This window comes from Frigoribacterium sp. AC759 (assembly GCF_979256015.1).
The window spans coordinates 1-23,294 of sequence record NZ_CEEDMT010000030.1 but is presented as its reverse complement, the minus strand read 5'-3'; the positions used below and the strand labels follow the sequence as shown (position 1 = coordinate 23,294).

General features: G+C 73.5%; 22 protein-coding genes and 1 tRNA gene. 12 read left to right on the top strand and 11 right to left on the bottom strand.

The window, feature by feature from the left end; genetic code table 11:
- Positions 1-49: 49 nt before the first annotated feature.
- Positions 50-715 (bottom strand): SDR family NAD(P)-dependent oxidoreductase, encoded by a 666-nt coding sequence (locus tag ACZ6JE_RS13745; protein WP_055798758.1) that lies wholly within the window; start codon positions 713-715, stop codon positions 50-52.
- Positions 716-1,203: 488 nt separating this feature from the next.
- Here ACZ6JE_RS13745 and ACZ6JE_RS13740 point away from each other — a divergent pair, with 488 nt between their 5' ends.
- The 3 genes from ACZ6JE_RS13740 to ACZ6JE_RS13730 all read left to right on the top strand — a co-directional run bounded on the left by ACZ6JE_RS13740 (position 1,204) and on the right by ACZ6JE_RS13730 (position 5,066).
- Positions 1,204-1,662: a DUF3817 domain-containing protein gene (locus ACZ6JE_RS13740; RefSeq protein ID WP_464319314.1), complete on the top strand. Its 459-nt coding sequence runs from the start codon at positions 1,204-1,206 to the stop codon at positions 1,660-1,662.
- Between the two features lie 95 nt (positions 1,663-1,757).
- Positions 1,758-4,112 carry a heavy metal translocating P-type ATPase gene (locus ACZ6JE_RS13735; RefSeq protein WP_464319313.1) on the top strand — a complete coding sequence of 785 codons (2,355 nt, stop codon included), beginning with the start codon at positions 1,758-1,760 and terminating at the stop codon, positions 4,110-4,112.
- 63 nt (positions 4,113-4,175) lie between these two features.
- Positions 4,176-5,066: a TspO/MBR family protein gene (locus tag ACZ6JE_RS13730; RefSeq protein ID WP_464319312.1), complete on the top strand. Its 891-nt coding sequence runs from the start codon at positions 4,176-4,178 to the stop codon at positions 5,064-5,066.
- Positions 5,067-5,200: 134 nt separating this feature from the next.
- On the opposite strand, the gene ACZ6JE_RS13725 is transcribed toward ACZ6JE_RS13730, so the two are convergent.
- Positions 5,201-6,238, bottom strand: a complete 1,038-nt coding sequence (locus ACZ6JE_RS13725) for an aldo/keto reductase (protein ID WP_192061691.1) — start codon at positions 6,236-6,238, stop codon at positions 5,201-5,203.
- Between the two features lie 167 nt (positions 6,239-6,405).
- Between ACZ6JE_RS13725 and ACZ6JE_RS13720 the strand changes: the two genes are divergently transcribed.
- Positions 6,406-7,374, top strand: a complete 969-nt coding sequence (locus tag ACZ6JE_RS13720) for an AraC family transcriptional regulator (RefSeq protein ID WP_464319311.1) — start codon at positions 6,406-6,408, stop codon at positions 7,372-7,374.
- 410 nt (positions 7,375-7,784) lie between these two features.
- Here the strand turns inward: ACZ6JE_RS13720 and dcd are convergent, their stop codons facing one another.
- Positions 7,785-8,366 (bottom strand): dCTP deaminase, encoded by a 582-nt coding sequence (dcd, locus tag ACZ6JE_RS13715; RefSeq protein WP_464319310.1) that lies wholly within the window; start codon positions 8,364-8,366, stop codon positions 7,785-7,787.
- A gap of 105 nt (positions 8,367-8,471) precedes the next feature.
- On the opposite strand from dcd, the gene ACZ6JE_RS13710 reads away from it, so the two are divergent.
- Positions 8,472-9,452 carry an NAD(P)H-quinone oxidoreductase gene (locus tag ACZ6JE_RS13710; RefSeq protein WP_192061694.1) on the top strand — a complete coding sequence of 327 codons (981 nt, stop codon included), beginning with the start codon at positions 8,472-8,474 and terminating at the stop codon, positions 9,450-9,452.
- Between the two features lie 55 nt (positions 9,453-9,507).
- Here the strand turns inward: ACZ6JE_RS13710 and ACZ6JE_RS13705 are convergent, their stop codons facing one another.
- The gene (locus tag ACZ6JE_RS13705) at positions 9,508-9,990 is read right to left on the bottom strand and encodes an Asp23/Gls24 family envelope stress response protein (RefSeq protein WP_464319309.1); all 483 of its coding nucleotides are present in this window, start codon (positions 9,988-9,990) and stop codon (positions 9,508-9,510) included.
- A 180-nt stretch (positions 9,991-10,170) separates the two neighbouring features.
- On the opposite strand from ACZ6JE_RS13705, the gene ACZ6JE_RS13700 reads away from it, so the two are divergent.
- The 5 genes from ACZ6JE_RS13700 (at position 10,171) to ACZ6JE_RS13680 (ending at position 12,729) form a co-directional block, all read left to right on the top strand.
- Positions 10,171-10,728 carry an RNA polymerase sigma factor gene (locus ACZ6JE_RS13700; RefSeq protein WP_243216533.1) on the top strand — a complete coding sequence of 186 codons (558 nt, stop codon included), beginning with the start codon at positions 10,171-10,173 and terminating at the stop codon, positions 10,726-10,728.
- Entirely contained in the window at positions 10,725-11,555 is an 831-nt protein-coding gene (locus tag ACZ6JE_RS13695; RefSeq protein WP_464319308.1) for an Asp23/Gls24 family envelope stress response protein, read from the top strand. Before ACZ6JE_RS13700 ends, ACZ6JE_RS13695 begins: the two co-directional genes overlap by 4 nt.
- Complete coding sequence (locus ACZ6JE_RS13690; protein ID WP_464319307.1) at positions 11,555-12,016, top strand: hypothetical protein; 462 nt, start codon at positions 11,555-11,557, stop codon at positions 12,014-12,016. Before ACZ6JE_RS13695 ends, ACZ6JE_RS13690 begins: the two co-directional genes overlap by 1 nt.
- 70 nt (positions 12,017-12,086) lie before the next feature.
- Positions 12,087-12,157, top strand: a tRNA-Gly gene (locus tag ACZ6JE_RS13685).
- 98 nt (positions 12,158-12,255) lie between these two features.
- A complete protein-coding gene (locus ACZ6JE_RS13680; RefSeq protein WP_464319306.1) occupies positions 12,256-12,729 on the top strand; it encodes a hypothetical protein in 474 nt (157 codons plus the stop codon).
- A gap of 578 nt (positions 12,730-13,307) precedes the next feature.
- On the opposite strand, the gene ACZ6JE_RS13675 is transcribed toward ACZ6JE_RS13680, so the two are convergent.
- Complete coding sequence (locus ACZ6JE_RS13675) at positions 13,308-14,465, bottom strand: hypothetical protein (protein WP_464319305.1); 1,158 nt, start codon at positions 14,463-14,465, stop codon at positions 13,308-13,310.
- A 197-nt stretch (positions 14,466-14,662) separates the two neighbouring features.
- Between ACZ6JE_RS13675 and ACZ6JE_RS13670 the strand changes: the two genes are divergently transcribed.
- Positions 14,663-14,902, top strand: coding sequence for a zinc-ribbon domain-containing protein (locus tag ACZ6JE_RS13670; RefSeq protein ID WP_192061701.1), 240 nt, complete (start codon positions 14,663-14,665; stop codon positions 14,900-14,902).
- A gap of 119 nt (positions 14,903-15,021) precedes the next feature.
- On the opposite strand, the gene ACZ6JE_RS13665 is transcribed toward ACZ6JE_RS13670, so the two are convergent.
- The 5 genes from ACZ6JE_RS13665 to ACZ6JE_RS13645 all read right to left on the bottom strand — a co-directional run bounded on the left by ACZ6JE_RS13665 (position 15,022) and on the right by ACZ6JE_RS13645 (position 21,904).
- Complete coding sequence (locus ACZ6JE_RS13665; RefSeq protein WP_464319304.1) at positions 15,022-16,410, bottom strand: acid phosphatase; 1,389 nt, start codon at positions 16,408-16,410, stop codon at positions 15,022-15,024.
- A gap of 352 nt (positions 16,411-16,762) precedes the next feature.
- On the bottom strand, positions 16,763-18,877 hold the full coding sequence (locus ACZ6JE_RS13660) for an iron ABC transporter permease (protein ID WP_464319303.1): 2,115 nt from the start codon (positions 18,875-18,877) through the stop codon (positions 16,763-16,765).
- Between the two features lie 44 nt (positions 18,878-18,921).
- Positions 18,922-19,911, bottom strand: a complete 990-nt coding sequence (locus ACZ6JE_RS13655; protein WP_320478547.1) for an iron-siderophore ABC transporter substrate-binding protein — start codon at positions 19,909-19,911, stop codon at positions 18,922-18,924.
- On the bottom strand, positions 19,908-20,816 hold the full coding sequence (locus ACZ6JE_RS13650; protein ID WP_464319302.1) for an ABC transporter ATP-binding protein: 909 nt from the start codon (positions 20,814-20,816) through the stop codon (positions 19,908-19,910). Before ACZ6JE_RS13650 ends, ACZ6JE_RS13655 begins: the two co-directional genes overlap by 4 nt.
- A 647-nt stretch (positions 20,817-21,463) precedes the next feature.
- On the bottom strand, positions 21,464-21,904 hold the full coding sequence (locus ACZ6JE_RS13645) for a DUF973 family protein (RefSeq protein ID WP_464319301.1): 441 nt from the start codon (positions 21,902-21,904) through the stop codon (positions 21,464-21,466).
- A 112-nt stretch (positions 21,905-22,016) separates the two neighbouring features.
- On the opposite strand from ACZ6JE_RS13645, the gene ACZ6JE_RS13640 reads away from it, so the two are divergent.
- Positions 22,017-22,493, top strand: a complete 477-nt coding sequence (locus ACZ6JE_RS13640; protein WP_464319300.1) for a DUF805 domain-containing protein — start codon at positions 22,017-22,019, stop codon at positions 22,491-22,493.
- 64 nt (positions 22,494-22,557) lie between these two features.
- Here ACZ6JE_RS13640 and ACZ6JE_RS13635 read toward each other — a convergent pair.
- Positions 22,558-23,294: LysM peptidoglycan-binding domain-containing protein (locus ACZ6JE_RS13635; protein ID WP_464319299.1), on the bottom strand; the 737-nt coding region annotated here is incomplete at its 5' end.

The following is a 23,294-nucleotide window of genomic DNA, read 5'->3' as shown; positions in this document are numbered from 1 at the left end:
ACCCGGCGACGGCGGGCGGCGGGCGGCGGCGCACGCAGCGCCGCGCGGGCTAGGCCTCGGGGGCGGTGGTGCGGAACGTGCTCCGCGAGACGTGCTGCTGCCAGAGCAGCTCGGCCAGGGCGTCGGGGTTCTTGCCCTCGCTCTGCGGGTCGATGCCGCCGGGGATGATCAGCTGCGCGACGTGGATCCCCTCGTCGGCCAGCACCTCGTGCAGCAGCTGCGCGTAAGCGGTCTCGCCGGCGAACGCGATCGACGTGCCGGTGAGGTTCTTGCCGGGGGTGACGGCCGAGCCGCCGTTGACGAAGAGGATCGTGCCGCCGCCTCCGGGCAGGAACCGCATGCCCGGCAGCACCTGGTGCACGGCCGCGACGGGTCCGTAGACGGAGAACTCGATCGGCCCGACGAGGTCCGCCGGCGTCGTCTCGAGCACGGGGCGCATGAAGTCCTTCTGCGGCAGGGGGCTGTACTGCAGCACCTGGATCGGACCGAGCTGTTCGGTCGCCTGCTCGAGCGCGGCCGCGAGGCTCGCCGGGTCGCGCACGTCGGCGGTGAAGCCCTGAGCCGTGACGCCGTCGGCGCCGAGCTCGGCGGCCAGCGCGTCGAGCCGCCCCTGGTGCCGAGAGATCAGCGCGACGCTGAAGCCCTCCCGGCCGAATCGTCGGGCGACGGCAGCGCCGAGCCCCTTACCTGCTCCGATGATCGCGAGTGTCGTCATGCCCCCACCCAACCAAGGAGGCGCGGTTCGGCACCCAGGCAGCGCCCCGCCCCCTGCGCCCCCAACCCCGCCCCGCCTCATCGAGGTGACGCAAAGCGCGGCCTCACGGCGCCCCAGGCCCCGTTTCGAGTCACTTCGTTCGGGCTTGAGGTGCGGGAGGCGCGGGTCGGCACCCGGGGAGCCCGCCGTCCCCTGCACCCCGTCCCGCACCCGTCCCGCCCCATCGAGGTGACGCAACGCGTGGCCCCCTGGCGCCCAAGGGCCCGTTTCGAGTCACTTCGTTCTGCGCCGGCGGCGCCCGCCTGCGCGCGGCCTCATCGAGGTGACGCAAAGCGCGGCCTCCTGGCGCCCGAGGGGCCGTTTCGGGTCACTTCGTTCGGGGAGGGGGCGCGCCGCGGCGCCGCAGCGCGCAGCGCGCGGGCGCACGCCCAGGCGGGGGCTGCGAGCATGGACGCAGTACCCCGTCGGCCCCTGACCAGGAGCAACTCGTGTCGCCTCGCACCCTCTTCCGCTCGTTCGCCGTCGCCGAGGTGGTGACCTGGTCGCTGCTGATCGGCGGCATGCTGCTGAAGTACGTCGCCCGCGTCGGCGACTGGCCGGTCAGCGTCGCCGGGCCGATCCACGGCTTCGTGTTCCTGGCGTATCTCGTCGCGGGTATCGTCGTCGCGGTCAACCAGCGCTGGTCGCTCGGTGTCACGCTGGCCGCGCTGGCGAGCGCCGTCGTGCCGTACGCGTCGGTCCCGGTCGAGCGCTGGATCGACCGCAGCGGGCGACTCCGCGGCGACTGGCGACGCACCGCCACCGACGACCCGCGCGATCGCCGCCCGCTCGACCGCTTGCTGCGCTGGATGCTCACGCACCTCGGGCTCGCCCTGGGGCTGCTCGTCGCCGGTGTCGTGGTCGTGTTCGTCGTGCTGCTCGTGGTCGGGCCTCCGGTCGGGGGCTGACCGGCGCGACGGGCAGGGGTTGCCGCGCCGCGCCTCCTCGACTCGGGATGGACCGGATGCTGGCGGTCTGACGTATACCCCCCTAGGGTATGTGTATGAGCACCGGGCACCCTGACAGCACCCCGCACGCCGACCACGCAGGAGGTGCGGGTCACGACGACCACGCCGGTCACGACGCGCACGCTGGGCACGACGCGCACGCCGGTCACGACGCGCACGCTGGGCACGACGCGCACGCCGGTCACGACGCGCACGCTGGGCACGGCGGACACGGTCACGCCGGCCACGGCGGGCACGGCGATCACGCGGCGCAGTTCCGCGACAAGTTCTGGGTGAGTCTGGTCGTGGCGATCCCGGTGATCGTCTTCAGCTCGATGTTCGCGGGGCTGCTCGGCTACGACGTGCCCGAGTTCCCCGGCTCGACGTGGATCTCGCCGGTGCTCGGCACGTTCCTGTTCTTCTGGGGCGGCTGGCCGTTCCTCAGCGGAGGGGTCGCCGAGGCCCGCGCCAAGCAGCCCGGCATGATGCTGCTCATCGCGATGGCGATCACCGTCGCCTTCGCCGCGAGCTGGGCGACCCAGCTCGGCATCGGCGGGCTCGACCTCGACTTCTGGTGGGAGCTCGCCCTCCTCGTCGTCATCATGCTGCTCGGCCACTGGATCGAGATGCGGGCGCTCGGCGCCGCCTCCGGAGCCCTCGACGCCCTCGCGGCGCTGCTGCCCGACACCGCCGACCGCGTCGTCGTACCCGCCGCCGGCCACGCCGCCACCACCACCCACACCACCGGCGACACCGCCCACGCCGCCGCAACCACCCACACCACCGGTGACACCACCCACACCCACACCACCCACACCACCGGCGACGCCGCCCACACCGCCGCCCACACCACCCCCACCACCGGCGACACCGAGCCTGTCGCGATCGCCGATCTGGTGGTCGGCGACATCGTGCTCGTCCGCTCGGGCGGGAGGGTCCCCGCCGACGGCAGCATCGTCGACGGCGAGGCCGCGATGGACGAGTCGATGATCACGGGCGAGTCCCGCACGGTCTCCCGCGCTGTCGGCGACCGCGTCGTCGCCGGAACGGTCGCCACCGACGGCACCCTGCGCGTGCGGGTCGAGGCGGTCGGCGAGGCCACGGCGCTCGCCGGGATCCGCCGTCTCGTGGCCGAGGCGCAGGCGTCGTCGTCGCGCGCTCAGGCGCTCGCCGACCGGGCCGCCGCTCTGCTGTTCTGGTTCGCCGCGGGTGCGGGCGTCATCACCTTCGTCGTCTGGCTGCTGATCGGCGACGTCGACCAGGCCATCACGCGCACGGTCACCGTGCTCGTCATCGCCTGCCCGCACGCCCTCGGCCTCGCGATCCCGCTCGTGATCGCCATCTCGACGGAACGCGCCGCGCGCGCCGGAGTGCTCGTCAAAGACCGCCTCGCCCTCGAGCGCATGCGTCTGGTCGACACCGTCCTGTTCGACAAGACGGGCACCCTCACGCGGGGCGAGCCGGTCGTGACGGACGTGACGACCGCCTCCTCGGACGCCTCGGCCTCCTCCGACGACCGTCGGCACGCCGCGCTCCGCCTCGCGGCCGCCGTCGAGCGCGACAGCGAGCACCCTCTGGCCCGGGCGATCGTCCGCGCCGCGGCCGACTCGCCTCAGGCCCGACCCGAGGAGGCGCGGGTCGACGTCACCGACTTCCGCACCGTCACGGGACGCGGCGTCGAGGGCACGATCGACGGCGTGCGGGTCGCGGTCGGCGGCCCGGGTCTGCTGCGCGACGGCGACCACGAGGTGCCCGACGAGATCGCCTCCGCGACCGCATCGTGGTCCGACGAGGGCGCGACCGTGCTCTACCTCGTGCGCGACGGCGCGGTCGAGGCGGCCTTCGCCCTCCGCGACGAGGTGCGCCCCGAGTCGGCCGAGGCGGTGCGACGTCTGCACGAGGCGGGCGTGCGCGTCGCCATGATCACCGGCGACGCCCGGCCCGTCGCCGAGGCCGTCGGGCGCGAGCTCGGCATCGACGAGGTGTTCGCCGAGGTGCGCCCCGACGAGAAGGACGCCCGCGTGGCCGAGCTCCAGCAGCGCGGCCAGAGGGTCGCCATGGTGGGCGACGGGGTGAACGACGCTCCGGCGCTCGCCCGCGCCGACGTCGGCATCGCGATCGGCGCCGGGACGGACGTCGCCGTCGAGTCGGCCGGCGTCGTGCTCGCCTCGAACGACCCGCGGGCCGTGCTGTCGGTCATCTCGCTGTCGCGGGTCGGCTACCGCAAGATGATCCAGAACCTCGTCTGGGGTGCCGGCTACAACGTGCTGTCGGTGCCGCTCGCCGCCGGAGTCCTGGCAGGGGTCGGCTTCGTCCTCTCGCCCGCGGCCGGTGCGGTGCTGATGAGCCTGTCGACCGTGATCGTCGCGCTGAACGCGCAGCTGCTGCGTCGCTGGAAGCCCGCCGCCTGACAGGTCGCTGATTGTTTTAGTTGCTAAGAGAAATCTGCAGGAGGCGCGACTAGCGTCGTCCGCATGAGTTCCGACCCGCAGACCAGCAGCCCCGCCCGCACCCCGTCGCCCGCGGCGGGCGACTCGCGCGCCACCGGCGCCTCGCCCGCCACAGGCGCCGACGTCGTCCGCCAGATCGTCGTGCTGGTCAGCGCGGTCGTCGCGATCGTGCTCGCGGCCGTCGGGTCGGGCGCCTTCGGCGGCACCGCGGTCGCCGACGCCGCCGGGGGAGCCCTCAGCGCCACCGCCACGACCGTCGCTCCCGCGACCACCGCGTTCAGCATCTGGAGCGTCATCTACCTCGGCCTCGTCGCCTACGCCGTCTACCAGGCCCTGCCGCGTCAGCGGGCCGTCACGCGGCACCGCCGCCTCGGCTACTGGGTCGCCGCCTCGATGCTGCTGAACGCGGGCTGGCTCTTCGCGGCCGTGCAGCTCGGCAGCGTCTGGCTGGGCGCGGCCGTGATCGTCGCGCTGCTGCTCGTGCTGGCGCGCATCTTCGTCATCTGCTTCCACACCGCCTCGAGCGGCTGGGTCGACGCCGTCGTGACCGACGGCACCTTCGGCCTCTACCTCGGCTGGGTCAGCGTGGCGACGGTCGCGAACGTGGCCGCCGGGTTCGTCGACGCCGGCTTCGACGGCTTCGGTCTGCCGGCCGGCTTCTGGTCGGCCGTGGTGCTCGGGGTCGCGGCCCTGGTCGGCGTCGCGATCGCCTTCGCCGGGCGCGGGCGAATCGCCCCCGCCCTGTCGCTGAGCTGGGGCCTGTCGTGGATCGCCGTGGGCCGTCTGCTCGGCGAACCCGAGAACACGGTGGCCGGCGTCGCGGCGATCATCGCGGCGATCGTCGTGCTCGGCGTGACGGTGGCCGTGCGGGTGGCGCGCGGTCGCGTCGGCGCCACCCGCTCGCTGCACCGCTGAGCGCCGCCGCCGCCGCCGTCGCCGCCGCCGCCGCCGCCGCTCAGCGCGACACCCCGTTCTCGGCGCAGCACCCCGAAAGATCCGGGTGTAGCGCCGAAAACGGGGTGTAGCGCGCTGCGGAGCCGCGCGAGCGGCTAGCGGCCGCCGGCGAGCTTGCGGTCGCGCTGCGCGACCCCGGCGGTGCCGTACGGGTAGTCGTCGATCCGGGGTGCGCTGGCGGCCGACAGTCGGGCGACCTCGTCGTCGGTCAGCGCGACCGCGACGTCCGACGCCCCGAGGTTGTCGGAGAGCTGCTCGACCGACCGCGCGCCCAGGATGACCGACGTCACCGCGGGCTGACGCAGCAGCCACGCGAGCGAGACCTGCGACGCCGACGCGTCGTGGGCGGCGGCGATCGAGGTGACCTCGTCGAGGACTGCCCAGGTGCGCTCGTCCGCGTTCCGCGCCTCCCAGGCCTCCATGCCGCGCTTCGGGTCCTCGCCGAGGCGGGTGGCTCCGGTCGGGGCCTGGTCGCGGGTGTACTTGCCGCTCAGCCAGCCGCCCGCCAGGGGCGACCACGGCAGCAGGCCGATGCCGGCGTCGAGCGAGGCCGGCACGATCTCGTGCTCGATGTCGCGCACGAGCAGGTTGTACTGCGGCTGCAGGGTCACGGGCGGCGTGAAGCCGAGGGCCGCGGCGCGACCGACGGCCTTGCTCACCTGCCAGCCGAGGTAGTTCGAGAAGCCGTAGTAGCCGATCTTGCCCGCGCTGACGGCGTCGTCCAGGAACCGCAGGGTCTCGTCGATCGGCGTCAGGTGGTCCCACGCGTGCATCTGGTAGAGGTCGACGTGCTCGACGCCGAGTCGGGTGAGGGAGGCGTCGAGGGCGGTCGCGAGGTGACGGCGCGACAGCCCGACGTCGTTCGGGCCGGCCCCCATCGGGAACCGCCCCTTCGTCGCGAGCACGACCTGCGCCTCCTCGGTCGGGTGCTTCGCGAGCCAGCGCCCGATGATCTCCTCCGACACGCCCGCGCTGTACACGTCGGCGGTGTCGACCAGGGTGCCGCCCGCCGCGACGAAGGCGTCGAGCAGGGCGAAGGAGGTGGTCTCGTCGGCTTCGGCGCCGAAGGTCATGGTGCCGAGTGTCAGCTCCGACACGGAGGCGCCGCTGTTTCCCAGAGTTCTGTAGTCCATGTCGGCGACGCTACGCCCCGTCCCGCGGCTCGGGATCCCACCCGCGCCGAGCCTGCTGTCGCACGGGTTTCCGCGGTAGCCTTCCCCAGTCGACGGATCAGGTCGACGAGCTCACGCGAACCCGGACCCCGTTCGCTGCGGCCACCACCCGACCCGGGCCGACACCGATGTCACCGAATCCCTTCGCGGACCCGCGCGTCCGCAGCATCGAGACGACCGACCGCGCCGTCGCACACGAGATCCTGCACCGCGTCTACCGTCTGCAGTCGCTCGACGCCACCGTCTCCGACGACTTCCGGTTCCGCCGATCGGTCACCGGCGAGTCCCGCTTCGCCGTCGGTCACCTCGAGTACGGCGGAGTCCTGCGGACCCTCAGCGACCCGATCCCGTACTTCAGCATCGCGACCGTCGTCGCGGGTCGGGTGACCGTCTCGGACGGAGTCGAGGAGGTGCGCGGCACGACGGGCCAGACCGTCGCCTTCTCGAGCAGTCGCGTCAAGGACACCCGGTGGGAGCACCTCGAGCTGTCGCAGATCATGCTCGATCGCGAGGCGGTCGAGAAGGAGCTCGCCCTGCTCGGTCTCACCGCCCCGCGCGGACTGCACCTCACCTCGATGAACCCCGTCTCGCCCGCGCACCAGAAGCACTGGCGGTCGGTGTCGGGACACCTGCGGCAGCTGGTCGGCAACGACGCGGCGATGGCGAGTCAGCTCGTGCGGTCGGCCGCGTTCCGCACCGTGGTCGCCGCCTTCGTCGAGGGGTTCTCGACCACCGCCGTCGGGCTCGACGAGCGGAGCGAAGGGCCCCTGCTGCCCTCGACCGTGCGCCGCGCGATGACGTTCATGGCCGAGCACGCGCACGACGACATCGGCGTCGCCGAGATCGCCGAGGCCGCCCGGCTGACCCCGCGCGGGCTGCAGCTCGCGTTCCGCAAGCACCTCGACTCGACCCCCATGGCCGAGCTGCGGAAGGCTCGATTGCGCGGCGCCCACGACGAGCTGCTGGCGAGCGACCCCACCCTCGGGCACACCGTCGCGGGCATCGCAGCGAACTGGGGTTTCGCCCACGCGGGCCGCTTCTCGGCGCTCCACCTCGAGGCGTACGGCCGCTCGCCGCGCGAGACCCTCGAGTCCTGACGCACGACGAGTCGCCGCCACGGCTGCGGCCGCTGCCGCCACCACGGCTGCGGCCGCCGGGCTCAGGAGGCGCGGGTCGACACGGGTGCGAGGTGCGAGCGTGCAAGGGATTGACCTTCGCGCGGCGTCCTGATCCTTCGTTCTTCGTCCAGGACGCTCACAAAAGTGAGTATTCGTTACAGGATGTTGATGCCTCGCGATGACCGGTTCAGGATCGCGAGTCACGGGGTGCGGGTTGAGATGTCGGGTTTCTCCCCGCACCCCCTTCTCATGCTCTGTGCCGGGCCCGGGGGTCTCGCTACCGAAGTCGATGAGTCACGACGCGCCGCGCCTCCTCGGGGTGCCGCGGCGTGTCGTGACTCATCGACCGAACTGGCGCGGCCGTGGCGACGCGACGCGGCGCCGCGGGGCTAGCGGCTGACGTCGGTGTGCACGAACGACTGCGCCGATCGGCTCGCCGTCGGCCCGCGCTGACCCTGGTACCGCGAGCCGTACTCGCTCGAGCCGTAGGGGTGGTCGGCCGGCGAGCTGAGCCAGAAGAAGCACAGCTGCCCGATCTTCATGCCGGGCCAGAGCTTGATCGGCAGCGTCGCGACGTTCGACAGCTCGAGCGTCACGTGACCGCTGAACCCGGGGTCGATGAACCCGGCCGTCGAGTGCGTCAGCAGCCCGAGACGCCCCAGCGAGCTCTTGCCCTCGAGTCGCGCGGCGACGTCGTCGGGCAGGCTGACCAGCTCGTAGGTGCTGCCGAGCACGAACTCGCCCGGGTGCAGGATGAACGGCTCGTCGGCCTTCGTCTCGACCAGCCGGGTCAGCTCGGGCTGCTCGACGGCGGGGTCGATGAAGGGGTACTTGTGGTTGTCGAACAGGCGGAACAGCCGGTCGAGCCGCACGTCGATGCTCGACGGCTGGATCAGCGCCGGGTCGTAGGGGTCGAGGCCGATGCGGCCCGCGTCGAGTTCGAGCTTGATGTCGTGGTCGGAGAGCAGCACGCGGCCAGCCTAGTCAGGCCCGCGGGGAGGCCCGGTCAGCCCGGCAGGAGGTGCGCTCGGCACCGCGGGGAGGCCCGGTCGGCCCGGTTGGAGGAGGATGGACGCATGCGTGCTGTCACCGTCCCCGTGCCCGGAGGGCCCCGTGCCCTGATCGTCAGCGAGGTGCCCGAGCCCGTCGCCGGAGCGCACGAGGTCGTCATCGACGTCGCGGCCGCCGGCGTCAACCGCGCCGACGTGAACCAGCGCGAGGGGCACTACCCGTCTCCGGCCGGAGCGCCCGAGTGGCCGGGGCTCGAGGTGAGCGGCACGGTGGTGGCCGTCGGCAGCGAGGTGACCAGCGCCTCCTTGGGCGACCACGTCGTGGCCCTGCTGCCCGGCGGGGGCTACGCCGACCGCGTGTCGGTCGACGCGGGGCTGCTGCTGCCGTACCTGAAGGGCATGGACTTCGTCGAGTCGGCCGGTCTGCCCGAGGCGGTCGCGACCGTCTGGTCGAACGTGTTCATGAACGCGCAGCTGCAGCCGGGCGAGACCCTGCTCGTGCACGGTGGATCGAGCGGGGTCGGGTCGATCGCGATCCAGCTCGCCAAGGCCCTCGGCTCGACCGTGTACGCCACCGCCGGCACCCCGGCCAAGGTCGAGTTCTGCGAGCAGCTCGGCGCCGACCGCGGCATCGACTACAAGAGCGACGACTTCGTCGAGGTCGTGCACGAGCTCACCGGCGGCCGGGGCGTCGACGTGATCCTCGACCTCGTCGGCGGCGACTACCTCGCCCGCGACGTCGACGCGCTCGCCGTCGGGGGTCGCATCATGGTGATCGCCGCTCAGGGCGGCCGCGACGCCACCATCGACGTCGGCCGCCTGATGGCCAAGCGCGCCCGCATCTGGGGCACCACCCTGCGCGCCCGCCCCCTCGAGGAGCGCCGAGAGATCATGGCGCAGGTGCGCGAGCACGTCTGGCCGCTCGTCGAGCGGGGCGACGTGCGCCCGGTGCTCGACAGCGTGTTCCCTCTCGAGTTCGCCGCGGCCGCGCACGAGCGCATGGAGTCGGGCGGGCACAGCGGCAAGATCCTGCTCGCCGTGCGCTGAGGCCGCTGGCCGCCCGGGCCGCCCGGCCGCCCGGACGCCCGGCTGCCGCCGCCCGCTAGACGACGCGGGTCGCGACGGGTGCGGACCCCTCGTCGTCGTCGACCCCGGCGATGTGCACGTCGACGACGGCGACGTTCACCTCGGCGACCTGCATGCCCACGAGCTGCTCGATCGCGTCGGCGACGCTGGCGCGCACGTCGTCGGCGATCCGGCTCATGGGCAGCGGGTACTCGACGACGATCGACACGTCGGCCGCGACCTGGGTCTCGCCGACCTCGACGCGGACGCCCTGGGCGAGGTCCTGGCTGCCGACCACGTCGCGGATCGCACCGAACGCGCGTGCGGCGCCGCCGCCGAGCGCGTGGACGCCGGGCACCGCGCGGGCGGCGATGCCGGCCACCTTCGAGATGACGGTGTCGGCGATGACGGTGCGCCCGGTCGCGCGCGCCGTGCCGGTCGCCGCAGCGGTGCCCGCGACGGGGGTGCTCGCGGCGGCGCTCGCTGCGGGGGTGACGGTGGGGGGAGTCGTGTCGGTCATGATCGGATCCTGTCTGTCGGATGTGCGGTGGAGTCGTTCGTGGTTTAGTCGTCTACGAGACGCATGCCGCGACCGAATCGTCACGGTGTCCGTCGGCACTCTGTTCCGCTCCGTTCTACCGGAGCACCGGAGGTCGGGTCACAGCGATGCGCCCCGATCGGATCCAGCCGAGGAGGCGCGGTGGCGGTCGACCTGTCCGAAGCGTCCGACGCGGTGCTCGCGTCGCGTGCCGCGGAGGGAGATGAGAGGGCCTTCGAGCAGCTGCTCCGCCGGCACCTCGGTCTGATGACCGCCTACGCGACCCGTCTCACGAGTTCGCGCGCCGATGCGAACGACGCCGTGCAGGAGGCCTCGATCGCGATCTGGCGCGAGCTGCCGACCCTCAGCGAGCCGGCCGCCGTGCGCGGCTGGATGATGCGGATCGTGTCGCGCAAGTCGTTCGACCTGGTGCGCTCGCGGCGTCCGGCGAGCGACGTCGACGAGCTGGAGCTGCCGAGCGAGCCCGGCGGCCGCGACGACCCCGAGCGCGCGGTCGTCACCGGCGACGCCATGTCGGGTCTCCGTTCGGCGCTGCGACGACTGCCCGAGAGCCAACGCCAGGTCTGGACGCTCCGCGAGGTCGGAGGCGAGTCGTACGCCGACATCGCCGAGACCACCGGCACGACCGTGACCGCCGTCCGAGGCCTCCTGGCCCGGGCCCGAGAGACACTGACCCGAGAGATGGAGGCCTGGCGATGAGCGACGACCCGACCCGCTCCTCCGGGTACGACGGCGACGAGAGCGGGCCGACCCGCGCCTCCTCGGGGGCCGCTGACGCGACCCCGTCGCCCACCGGCGCCGAGACGACCGCCGATGCGACCCCGTCGCCCACCGGCGCCGAGACGACCGCCGACGCGATCGCGCACGGACTCGACCCCGAGCACGCGACCGCGGCCGGCGACGCGGTGACCGCAGCCGACGCCGAGGCCGAGCTCGACGCGGCCGTTGACGCCGCCCCCGACGACGGCGTGAGCATCGAACGGATCGCCGACTACCTCGACGAGGGCCGGCAGCCCTACGACCCCCTCATCGAGGACGACCCGTCGGCGCTCGCCCAGCTCAACGCACTGCAGCGGCTGCGCGGCATCTCGGCCCAGCTGCTGACCGACGAGGTCGCCGCGACCCCCGCCCCGGCGCCCTCGTGGATCGCCGACGTCATGAGCCGCGTGCGACTCGAGTCGCGCTCTGGCCGCGAGATCCCGCTCACGTCGACCCACGAGCGGACGACGCTGCACATCACCGAGGGGGCCGTCCGCGGGCTGATCCGCGAGGCGGGCGACTCGGTCGACGGGGCGCTCGTGATCTCGTGCGCCATCGTGGGCGACGTCGCGCAGCCCGACGCGATCGTGACGGTCGACGTCGCCATCAGCGCCCTCTACGGCGTGGCCGTGCAGCCGCTCGCCGACGAGGTCCGCGACGCCGTCGCCCGACACCTCTTGCAGCAGACCGAGCTCGTGGTCGAGAGTGTCGATGTGACGGTGCGCGACGTGCACCAGCTCGACGACGAAGCCGACGGAGGCCTGTGATGGACGACAGCCGACTCTCACAGCTCGCGACCGAGCTCGGGGCGCTCGCCGCGGGCACACCGGGCGTCGTGCGCGTCCAGGCCCGCCCGGGGTTCGGCACGGTCGTGCGGCGCGCGGTCGACGGACTGACGAGCGTGGTCGGCGGAGGCACGGGGCTCGGCGGTGGGGCGGATGCCGGTGCCGCGGGTGCGGCGGGTGGCGCTGGAGCCGCTGGTGCGGCAGATGTCGTGGACGGCTCGGGTGCTGTGGCGACGGTGACGGGGCCCTCGGCTCCGATCGTGGGGATCGTCGTCACGAAGGCCGAGACCCGGATCACACTCGACATCGCCGTGAGCGACGAGGCCGCCGGGCCGCGGGTCGCGCGCGATGTCGCCGAGCGCCTCCTGGGGCGTCTCGCCGTCGAGTCCGAACTCGTCGAGCCCTCGCTCGACCTCCGCATCGTCGGCGTCGGCGGCCTCTGACCGCAGGGGTCGTGAGCGGCCGAGGAGGCGCGGGTCGCTATAGTGGACTGGTCCGCGTCCGACGCGGCGCGCGAGTGTAGTTCAATGGTAGAACTCCAGCTTCCCAAGCTGGTAGCGCGGGTTCGATTCCCGTCACTCGCTCCGATTCCTGTAGCGCGCCTCCTCGGTGGGGTCGCGGCACTGTCGCCGGTGACCGGTGCATCGTGTCGCCGAGGAGTCCCGGGGGAGGGGCGGATCAGGTGCCGAGTCGCAGCAGGGCCCTGGCGGTGCTCATGATCGCGTCGACCTCGATGGTGCTGAGCGCCTGCGCCGGTGCCCCGTTCGTCGGCGACCGGAGCGCCGAGGCCTTCGCGGAGCGACTCCACGGCACGTGGATCGAGAGCTCAGGCGACGGGGCCGCGGCGATCGTCCTGTCGGAGGACGGCACGTTCGAGGCGCACGACCTCCCGGCCGCCCTCGCGTGCGGCGGATCGGCCGGCGACCCCGAGCTCGAGGCCTGCCGCGCGGACCCGCGGCCGAGCTCGATCTCGACCGACGGCACCTGGTCTGTGCTCGACGAGGAGCAGGGCATGCTCGAACTCGACGTCGACGGACGACTCCTCGCCGTCGGGTACCGCGACTTCGACGGCTTCTTCGCGGAGTCGTTCTCTCTCGGGTTCTACACGGGCGCCCTCGACGGGCGAGAACCGGACCACGTCTTCTCGCGACGCTGAGTCCCGCGCCGCGCCGCTGCGCGGCTGCGCGGCCCCCCCCCGATCGAGGTGACCCGAAAGGGCCCGCCGCGCACCGCCAAGCCCCCCGACGCGTCACTTCGATGGGCCCCGGGCCATGCCGCGCCAGCCCCGTCTCGATCGAAGTGACCCAAAAGGGGCTGTCGCGGGCCGGGAGGGCCACCTTCGCGTCACTTCGATGGGCGTCGGGTCGCGTACCGCGGGCCGTGCGCGGCTCGAGGTGATCCGAGGGGGCCGTCGCCCCCGCCGATCGAGGTGACCCGAAAGGGCCCGTCGCGCACCGCCAGGCCCCCCGACGCGTCACTTCGATGGGCGTGGGGCCGTGCCGCCCGCCCTGTGCCGATCGAGGTGACCCAAAAAGGGCTGTCACGGGCCGGGAGGGCCACCTTTGCGTCACTTCGATGGGCGCCGGGTCGCGTTCCGCGGCCCGCGGGGATCGAGGTGACCCGAAAGGGGGCGTCGGGGGCCGGGAGGGGCCCTGACGCGTCACTTCGATGGGGCGGCCCGCGGCGGGCGCGGTGCGCGCGGCGGGCGCGGCGCGCGCGGGGCGCGCGCCGGCGCTACGCGGCTGCGCGGGCGACGTAGTCGGCGGCGAGCGCCTCGCTGGCCGCCTCGACGTCGGGCACCACGACCGGGTGCACGGTCAGCCGCACCCAGTCGTCGCCGAGCACGAGGTCGGTGATGCACGTCTCGGCGCAGGTGCGGTAGGCGCGGTCTCCCGAGGCGAGCCCCGGCACCTCGACCGCCGACGACGCGTCGACGTGCCCGAACTCGAGCCGCTGATCGAGCGCCCACGCACCTCCTACCAGCAGGCTCTCGTCGGCCACCGAGTCGACCGCGGCGTCGGCACCGCCGTCGGCGACCGACACGAAGCAGTTCGAGGCCGCCGCACGCTGCCAGGCCGCCGCGTAGATCGAGTACCCGCCGCCGGGCAGCACGAGCTGCACCTCGTCGTCGATGCCGAGCGCCGCTCCGTCGATCGGGGCGTCGGCGTTGCAGGTGAAGCCGGGCAGAGCCCCGCCGAGCGGCCAGGGGTCGTCCGAGACGTCGGCCGCGGTGACTGCATCGGTGACCGAGCGCACGGCCGGCGCGAAGACCTTCTCGTTCGAGCCGCCCTCGGGCACGACGAGCCCGGTCGCGAGCATGCTGACCCAGGTGTCGCCGATCAGCATGTCGTGCGTGCAGCCCGCGGTCCCCTGGTTCTCGACGCTCATGTTGTCGTAGCAGTCGGGTTCGGTCTTCTCGCCGTAGGTGGCGACCAGCTGCGCGTACTGCTCGGCGGCGTGCGGCAGCACCTGCACGAGCAGCCCCGTGTAGTCGCTGCCCGGCACGGGGTTGTTCTTGCCGTCGGAGGCGGCCCCGTCGTTCCACGTGCAGATCAGGCCGCCCTCCTGCGCGATCGCGTAGTCGGCGGGCACGGCATCGGCCCGGGCGTAGTAGTCGCGCGGAGTCCACTCGGGCTGCAGCGCGCTCGCGGTGGCCGAGTCGAGCAGGGCGGCGCAGTCGAGGTCGATCTCGGTGACCGGCGAGGCGGCCGAGTCGTCGGGTGCAGGCGTCGACGACGGCGTGGCGCCGGCGGAGGGGGTCGAGTCGCCACCGCCTGTCGGGCCGGGGGTCGCGGAGTCGTCACCCGCGCCTCCTGCGGTGCACCCGGTCAGCAGCAGCACGGCCGCGATTCCGCCGATGACGCCCTGTCGAAGTCGTGTCGTCTTCCCCATGCCCCCGACGCTACCGAGCCGAGGAGGCGCGGGTCGTCACGATCGTGCAACACCCGTCGTGCACGCGGCCGGCCTCGCCTCGCGGCCGACGTGCATCGAGGTGACCCGTCGGGGGCTCTCCGCGCCGCCGAGGGCCCCTGATGCGTCACCTCGATGCCGCTCGACGTCCGCGGAGGCCGCTGGACTACGGTCGAGCGATGTTCCTCCTCTTCGGCACGACCCTCCGCCGTTCGCTGCTCGTGACCGTCGTGTTCATCTGCGGCTACTGCGACAAGAACGTGCCGCAGCGCGTCGAGAAGCTCTCGACGAAGTTCACGCTGTTCTTCATCCCGCTGTTCACGGTGTCGTCGCGGTACTCGAACCAGTGCACGAACTGCGGAGGAGTCACCGACCTGACCCGCGAGCAGGCCGAGCACGCGGTGGCGCGCCAGGGCTGAGTCGCCGCCGAGTCCGCCGCGCCCGCGCGCGAGCCGCCCCGCCCCGCCCGAGGGTGGTCGGAAGACGCCCTCGCGCGCCGTGGCGGAGGGCGTCTTCCGACCACCGTGGCCGGGGGCCGCTAGCGGAGGCGGCGGAGGCGTCGGCGTCGGACGACGATGAGCCCCGCTCCGGCGGCCACCAGCGCGAGCGCCGCGGCGACGATGCCCGCGATCGACTCCGAGCCCGTGTAGGCGAGCGACCCGTCGTCGGCCAGAGCGACGTCGTCACCGGCGGACGTGCCGGGTCCGGGCTGCTGCGCCGCGCCCCCGGCGTCCTGCTCGTCGTCGGCGGGCACCGCGGCCGGGTCGGTCGGATCCGCGGGCGCGGGCGCGGCCGGGTCGGTCGGCGCCGGGTCGACGGGTGCGGGGTCGACCGGAGCCGGGTCGACCGGAGCCGGGTCCACGGGCGCCGGGTCGGTCGGAGCCGGGTCCACGGGCGCGGGGTCGACGGGCGCCGGGTCGACCGGCGGCGCGGCCGGGTCGACGAGCGAGACCGTGCCGTCGGCCGCGACCGTCACCGACGCCGACATGGCCGCCGCGAGGTCGAGCCGCTGCCAGCTGCCCTCGGCGCCCTCGTCGAGCGGACGACCCGAGTCGACGGCGGTCAGCGCGAGCACCTGGCGACGCTGCTCGGCGGTGAGGTCGGGGTGGCTCGTGAGGAGCAGCGACTCCGCGTTCTCGGGCACGGTGATCGGCTCACCGGCGGCGCCGACCAGGGGGAAGTCGTAGCCGAGGCGGTCTCGGTAGACGGCCAGCGCCTCCTCGTCGCTCAGGTACGGGGTGTCGGCGGCGATGCACTCGGCGAGGGGCGCGCCGCAGCCCGCCTCGAGCACCTGGTGCAGCTCGGTGCTCGCCTGCTCGAACAGGGTGCGGAACTCGGGGTCCGACCACCGGCGCTCGACGATGTGCTGACCCATCATGCGACCGCTCATCACGTCGAGCGGGTAGTGCGCGGCCATCACGATGCGGTTGTTCCCCGCCTCGGAGGTGCGGGCCAGGATCTGCGGCGCGAGCTCCGGCAGCATCGTGGCGAGCGAGGTGCCCTGCCAGTACGCCTGCGAGGTGTGCCCGCTCGGGTAGGCGCCCGACGTGGAGGCCCACGCGTCGCCGCCCGGCTTGTCGCGGTAGGTCAGCAGCTCGGGGAACCGGATGTAGGGGCGGTCCCAGTCGAAGTGCTCCTTCGCGGGGTTCGACGACGAGTAGTAGCCGACCAGCCCGCCGCTCTTCGCCAGCAGCGCCTCGGTCTTGGGCAGCTCGCCCGCCAGACGCGCGTCGCGGTAGATCGCACCCAGGTTCTCGCCGAGTCCGTCGGCCATCGACACGGACATGTCGTCGTACTGGTCGACGATGGCGCGGTCGACCTGCTCGGCGGTCGCATTCTGGTTGATCGTCACGGTCATCGCGTCGTTCAGCGCGATGATGTCGGGGCGGTCGGCCCGCAGCTGCGTGAACCGGTCGATGATCGGCACGTAGTCGTACGTGGCGTTCGAGGGGTACGGGTAGCTCAGCTCGGCCGGGTCGAAGGGCGTGGCCGCCGATGCGGAGAGCGCGCCGAAGCCGGAGAGGACGATGCCGAGGCCGGTTCCGGCGGCGAGGAGGGACGTGATGCGTCGGCGGGGAGCGAGGCCTGGTCGCGGGGTTCGTCGGGGGGTCGCGGTGGTGATAATCGTGCCTCTCGTCCGGTGCGGGGTGGGCCCGAGCGGGCCTCCGGCACCGTAATGAGAGCGCGTGACCGGCAGTGAGACGACAGGTGTCGCGGAGGTGGCCGGGCGCGCGGGGCGGTGCGACGCGGTGCCGCGCCCGCGCCCCGCGCCCCGCGCCCTAGCGGCGACCGCGCCAGAGCAGCCAGACGAAGTACGGCGTCCCGATCACGGCGGTCAGCAGCCCCGCGCCGAGCTGCGCGGGTGCGATCGCGGTGCGTCCGAGCACGTCGGCCAGGCCCACGAGCACGGCTCCGAGCAGCACGGCGACGGGCACGACCCTGGCGTGCCTCCTGCCGACCAGCGCCCGGGCCGCGTGCGGCGCGACGAGCCCCACGAACCCGACCACGCCGACCGCCGCCACGGCCGTCGCCGTCAGCACCACGGCCAGGGCCAGGAAGACCAGGCGCGAGCGCGAGAGCGAGACCCCGAGGAGGCGCGGCGTGTCGTCGTCCACCCCCACGAGGTCGAGTCGGCGACGCTGTGCGACCACCACGACGACCGCCAGCACCAGTGCCAGCGCGACCGGCGCCGAGTCGGCGAGCGAGCGGCCGTAGGTCGAGCCCGACAGCCAGGTGAGCGCCTTCGCCCCATTGAACGGGTCGGTGAGCACGATGAGCAGGCTGATCGCGGCGGTCGTCGCGGTCGCGACGCCGATGCCGATCAGCACGAGTCGGTTCTGGGCGAAGCCGCTGCGCGCGGCGAGGCCGAAGACGATCAGCGAGGCGAGCACCGCGCCGACGAAGGCCGCCCCGGCGATGCCCCAGCCCGACGCCGCGGGCACGGTGGTGACGAACAGCACGGCACCGAGCCCCGCGCCGCCGGTCACGCCGACGATGCCCGGCTCGGCCAGCGGGTTGCGGGTGGCGCCCTGCACGAGGGTGCCCGCGAGGGCGAGCGCGGCGCCCGCCGTGACGGCCGCGACGACGCGCGGCACCCGGGTGTCGAGCACGTAGCTGACGACCGGCCCCGAGCGGCCCGCGATCCAGTTGACGACGTCGCCGAGCAGCAGCTTCGCGTCGCCGAGCAGCACCGACGCGACGACGACGCCGACCAGCACCGCCGCGACGACGACGAGGGTCGCGACGTAGCGGGTGCGCGACACGATGGGGTGCCGCTCGACCGGCGTCGCCCCGCCGTGGTCGCGGGCCCTGAAGGCGAGCACGACCAGGAAGACGGCTCCGAGCAGCGAGGTGACGACCCCGGTCGGCACCTGCACCGAGGCCTCGGCCCCAACCAGCACCCGCAGCAGCACGTCGGCGCCGAGCACGAGCCCGGCGCCGGTCAGCCCGGCGAGCGGCATGAGCACGAGCGAGCGCCGCACGGCGGGCACCAGGCGCCGCATCAGCCGCACGAGGGCGGGTGCGCAGAGCCCGACGAACCCGATCGGACCGGTCAGGGTCACGGCCGCCGCCGACAGCAGCACGGCGGCGAGCACCGTCACGACGCGGGTCGTGCGCACGTCGACCCCGACGCTGCGGGCCGCGTCGTCGCCGAGGGCCAGGGCGTCGATGCGGGTCGAGGCGAGCAGCAGCACGGCGAGCCCGACCACGACGATCGGGGTCAGCTGCACCACGCCGGCGAAGCCGTTCTGCGAGATGCTGCCCTGCCCCCACTGGTAGAGGCCGACGGTCTGCTGCGGGAACAGCAGCAGCAGCGAGCTCGTGACCGAGGCGAGCCCGAGCGCCAGCGCGCTGCCGGCGAGCACCAGCCGCACGGTGCCCGAGCCGAGTCCCGACAGGGCGAGCACGACCGCCGCGGCGATCAGACCGCCGACGAACGCGACGCCCGACGAGGCCAGCAGCGGCAGCGTCAGACCGGTGACCGCGGCCACGGCGAGGGCCGCGGAGGCTCCGGCGTTCACCGCGAGGGTGTCGGGCGAGGCCAGCACGTTGCGGCTGATCTGCTGCAGCGCGGCGCCCGCGGCCCCGAGGGCGACTCCGACGACGAGACCGGCGACCATCCGAGGGAGGCGCGACGCCACCACCACGGACGCGTCGCCCGCCGTCGCCGTCCCGGTCAGGGCCTGCCACACCTGCCGGGGCCCGACGTCGGCGGTGCCCTGCGTGATGTCGACGAGGGCGAGGAGCACGACGACGGCGACCAGCGCGACCGTCACCCCGACCGATCGAGGGGTGAGCCGGCGGGGCGCGGCGACCCGCGCCTCCTCGGCTCGCTCGGGTCGCCCCTGCCGGGTCGGCGGGACGGGATCGGTGGGGATGACGGTCGCGGTCACGGTCGTGGCGTCGCTCGGTGCGTCAGGCGTCGGTCGGTCGGGCGTCAGTCGGTCAGCGCGGCGACGGCGGCGTCGATGTAGCCCGTCATCGCGGCCGGGCCGCCGAACATCCAGATGCCGTCGGGCAGGCGGTGCACGTCGCCCGACTCGACGAAGGGCAGCGACTTCCACACGGCGTTGTCGCCCAACACGTCGGCGAAGGGGTCGTCGCCGTCGACCTCGTTCGTGATGTACAGGAACTGCGTGTCGTCGGGCAGCTGCGTGAGCCCCTCGACGTCGGTCGAGGCGAGACCGTAGGCGGGGTCGCCCTCGACCGTCCAGCCGTTGGCGAGACCGAGCTCTTCGGTGACGTCGCCGACGAGCGACCCGGCGGCGTACGGGCGGATCCCGACCTGGCCGGCGTCGACGTAGCCGTCGGCGAAGGCCACGTTCGTGCCCTCGAGCCCGGCGTCCGCGATGGCTTTCTTGCCCTCGGCCAGCGCGTCGGTGAAGGCGTCCTTGACCTCGGTCGCCTGGTCTTCGGTGCCGGTGGCCTTCGCGATCAGGTCCAGGTTGTCGGTCGAGTTCTCGATCTGGCGCGAGGCGTCGGCCGAGGTGATCTGCAGCACGGGCGCGATCTCACGCAGCTGCGTCACGGCGTCGGCGGGCAGATCGGTGGTCGCGACGATCAGATCGGGCGCGAGCGAGGCGACGGTGTCGAGGCTCGGCTCGCCGCGCGTGCCGATGTCGGTGGGCTCGTTCGTCAGCGGCACCGCGGAGCCCCAGGCCTCGTAGCCGGGCACGTCGGCCACGCCGACCGGGTCGACGCCGAGCGCGACGAGGTCCTCGACGACGTTCCACTCGGTGCCGACGACCTTCGTCGCCGGGCCGTCGAGCGTGATCTCGGTGCCGGTCGCGTCGGTCAGCGTGATCTGCTCGCCGCTCTCGGCGGTCGCACCGGCGTCGGTCGTCTCGGTGGTGCCGCACCCTGCGAGGGTGAGGGCTGCGGCGGCGGCGACGGCCGCGGCCGTCAGGAGTCGTCGTCTGGTGTTCACGGGTGGAGCCTCTCGGTTCTGGTGTGGTGACGGCCGATCGCGCGGGTGCGCAGGTGGCCGGTGGTGGGGTCGGTGTCGACGTCGATGCGGATGCCCCAGACCTCGCTCAGGAGGTGCGGTGTCAGCACGGCCGCTGGCTCGCCCTCCGCGACGACGCGGCCCTCGCTGAGCACGACGATGCGATCGGCGAGAGCGGCCGCCTGGTCGAGGTCGTGCAGCACGACTCCGACGGCGATGCGACGGTCGTCGGCCAGCTCGCGCACCAGGTCGAGCAGCTCGACCTGATAGCGGAGGTCGAGGTACGTGGTGGGCTCGTCGAGCAGCAGCACGCCGGTGTCCTGTGCGAGGCAGCTGGCCAGCCAGACCCGCTGCAGCTGCCCGCCCGAGAGCTGGTCGACCCCGCGGTCGGCGAGGGCGGCGACACCCGTCAGGTCGAGGGCGCGGTCGACGGCGGACGAGCCGCCGGCATCGCCCCGACCCCAGCGGCCGCGGTGCGGGTAGCGGCCGAACTCGACGACGTCGCGCACGGTCAGACCGCTCGGGGTGGGGCGGCCCTGCGTGAGCATGGCGACGCGACGGGCGAAGTCGCGGGGCGAGAGCGCGAGGGCGTCGAGGGGCTGGTGGTCGGCGTCGCTGTGGTCGGCGGACCGGGTGGCGGCGGGCTGGTGGTCGGCGGGCCGGGTGTCGACGCCGTCGGCGAGGGCGAGCGAGCCGAGCCGCGACTGCTGGAGGCGCGCGAGGGTCCGCAGGAGCGTCGACTTCCCGCTGCCGTTCGGCCCGATCAGCGCGGTGACGCATCCGGGGCGGAGCTCGAGTCGGGCGTCGTGGACGACGTCGACGCCGTCGTAGGCGATCGAGACGCCGTCGGCCACGAGGGCGGCGCCGGTCGGCAGATGGGGGGTCACAAGCGATTAGGTTAGCCTAACCTCACTCGCCGGCGCGACCCCGGTCGTTCGACGTCGAGGCGCTCGCCGCTCCCGCCCGCCCCGAACGAGGTGCCCCGAACCGTCGCCTCGGGCCGCGGCACGGCCCCTTCTGCGTCACTTCGTGTGGCCGAGCTGCGGGCGCTGCGGGCGCCCCGCCGTCGGCTCCGAACGAAGTGCCTCAAACCGGCGCCTCAGCCCGCCGAACCGCCCCTTTTGCGTCACTTCGTGTGGCCGGGCTTCGGGCCGCTCCGCCGCCTCCGAACGAAGTGCCGCAAACCGTCGCCTCAAGCCGCCAGACCGCCCCTTTTGCGTCACTTCGTGTGGCCGGGGTGCGAGCCGCTCCGCCGGCTCTGAACGAAGTGCCTCAAACCGGGGCCTCGGGCCCCCGAACCGCCCCTTTTGCGTCACCTCGTGTGGCCGAGGTGCGGGCCGCGCCGCCGGCTCTGAACGAGGTGACTCGAAGCGGGGGCTCGGGGCGCTGAATCGCCCGCTTCGCGTCACTTCGTTTGGGCGCGCTGCGCGCGCGGCGGCGGCGCCGGACGCGGCGACGGGCCGGCGCCGCTCCGGCGGGCCGATGACCCGGGGTGCGGCACCGGCCCGTCGGGCTGGTGCGGTGGGGGTGAAGCTCAGTTGCAGGTGTAGGTGACGCCGTCGACCACGTGCGTGCCGGGACCGAGGTCCGCGCACTGCTGCAGCAGGACGGTGGCGCCGGCGATGAGCACGATGATGCCGATGACCGTGATGATGATGACCACGATCGAGATGATGATGCCGGCCAGCGAGAGGCCGCGCGGCTGACCCGCACGCCCGAACCGGCGGAACGAGATGATGTTCAGGATCAGACCCACGATGGCGAGCAGACCGAAGAACGAGAGGACGAAGCCGGCGATGGCCATGCCCTTCGACGGGGGCTTGCTGCCGCCCGTGGTCTCGTTCGAGCCGGGCGTGTACGCCTGGGGAGCCGATCCGTAGGGCTGCTGCGCGCCTCCCTGGGGCGGGTAGCCGGGCTGGCCCTGCGGGTTCTGGTAGCCCGGCTGGTTCGGGTCGTTGGGCGTGTTGTCGGTCATGAGCGGTCCCCTCGGTACGCGGTCGTTTCGCTCAGCCTAGGGGGCGGGGGTCGCCGCGTCCGAGCCCTGTGGATAACGCTTCCGCCGCCGACTCGCCGCCTACGATGAGACCGTGACCATCGCCTCCGCCCCCAGCGACCGCGACCGCGACCGCGACCGTCGGCCGATCGACCAGCCGTACTACCGAGCGTCGTTCGTCGAGGCCATGCGCCGGTTCGTCGTTAAGTACGCGACCTTCTCGGGTCGGGCGGGGCGGGCCGAGTACTGGTGGGTGGCGCTGGTGCAGTTCGCGCTGCCGTTCGCGATCCAGGGTGTCACGGGTGTGCTGACCGGCGACTGGAGCGAGGTCGACGGGCAGTCGTTCTCGACCGCGCCGAACGCGATCCTCCTCGCGATCTACCTCGCGACGGCCGTGCCGACCCTCGCCATCACCTGGCGGCGTCTGCACGATGCGAACCGCAGCGGGCTGTGGGCGTTCATCCTGTTCGTGCCGTTCGTCGGCTGGCTTGCCTTCCTGATCTTCGTGCTGACGCCCCCGCGGCCCGAGGGTGCCCGCTTCGACGCGGAGCCGGCGGTCGCGACCGGCTGACCCGCGCCTCCTGCCGTGCGGAGCAGGCCGGTCACTGGAGCCGAGGAGGCGCGGCGCGGGCCGGTCAGACGCTCGCGGGATCGAGATTCAGCGTCGTGCCCTCGAACAGACGCTGCTCGTCGTCGAGCACCTGCAGCCCGGCGTTCAGGTAGATCAGCGCCGCGACCGAGATGCCGAACCGGGCGGCGACCGCGTCGGTGGTGTCGTTCGGGGAGACGAGGTACCTGCGGGGCGCTCCGGCGTCGGTCGTCGAGGTGACCGTGCCGGCCGCGAGCGACGCGGGGCCCGAGTCGGCGGGGGCGATGTTGGTCTCGCGCGGCGGGATGCTCCAGGCGACGGACTGCACGGCCAGCACCTTGTCGGGCCCGATCTCGAGCGGGACGCCGTCCGCCGACGGAGCCGACGAGTAGGTCACGATCGTGCCGAGGTACGACGGCTGGCTGGTGCCGAGGGTCGTGCCCCCCGACGTCGGCGCGCTCGTCGGCCCGCCCAGCAGCACCGAGCCGACTCCGTACGAGGTCAGCCCGTCGCCCACCGAGGGCGCGATGTCGATGAGCGTCGCGGACACCGGCACGGGCAGCGTCGACGTGAAGCCCGAGTACTGGACGTCGTAGCCGTTCGAGCCGTCGGCGACCACCCGGTAGTGGTACGCGACGCTGCCGAGCGGAGAACGCACATCGCCTTCGGTCACGACCGTGCCGGCCGGGACGGACGCCACCGACGGCGCCGGCAGATCGGCGTCGACGGGCGCGGCCGTGGCGGCGCGCGGGGTCGGTTCACCCGACGGGGTGGGGGTCGGGG

Bases quoted from the DNA above. Each gene is read 5' to 3' on its own strand.
- ACZ6JE_RS13745 (WP_055798758.1), bottom strand. From the start codon at position 715: ATGACGACACTCGCGATCATCGGAGCAGGTAAGGGGCTCGGCGCTGCC.
- ACZ6JE_RS13735 (WP_464319313.1), top strand. From the start codon at position 1,758: ATGAGCACCGGGCACCCTGACAGCACCCCGCACGCCGACCACGCAGGA.
- ACZ6JE_RS13730 (WP_464319312.1), top strand. From the start codon at position 4,176: ATGAGTTCCGACCCGCAGACCAGCAGCCCCGCCCGCACCCCGTCGCCC.
- ACZ6JE_RS13725 (WP_192061691.1), bottom strand. From the start codon at position 6,238: ATGGACTACAGAACTCTGGGAAACAGCGGCGCCTCCGTGTCGGAGCTG.
- ACZ6JE_RS13720 (WP_464319311.1), top strand. From the start codon at position 6,406: ATGTCACCGAATCCCTTCGCGGACCCGCGCGTCCGCAGCATCGAGACG.
- ACZ6JE_RS13710 (WP_192061694.1), top strand. From the start codon at position 8,472: ATGCGTGCTGTCACCGTCCCCGTGCCCGGAGGGCCCCGTGCCCTGATC.
- ACZ6JE_RS13705 (WP_464319309.1), bottom strand. From the start codon at position 9,990: ATGACCGACACGACTCCCCCCACCGTCACCCCCGCAGCGAGCGCCGCC.
- ACZ6JE_RS13695 (WP_464319308.1), top strand. From the start codon at position 10,725: ATGAGCGACGACCCGACCCGCTCCTCCGGGTACGACGGCGACGAGAGC.
- ACZ6JE_RS13690 (WP_464319307.1), top strand. From the start codon at position 11,555: ATGGACGACAGCCGACTCTCACAGCTCGCGACCGAGCTCGGGGCGCTC.
- ACZ6JE_RS13675 (WP_464319305.1), bottom strand. From the start codon at position 14,465: ATGGGGAAGACGACACGACTTCGACAGGGCGTCATCGGCGGAATCGCG.
- ACZ6JE_RS13670 (WP_192061701.1), top strand. From the start codon at position 14,663: ATGTTCCTCCTCTTCGGCACGACCCTCCGCCGTTCGCTGCTCGTGACC.
- ACZ6JE_RS13645 (WP_464319301.1), bottom strand. From the start codon at position 21,904: ATGACCGACAACACGCCCAACGACCCGAACCAGCCGGGCTACCAGAAC.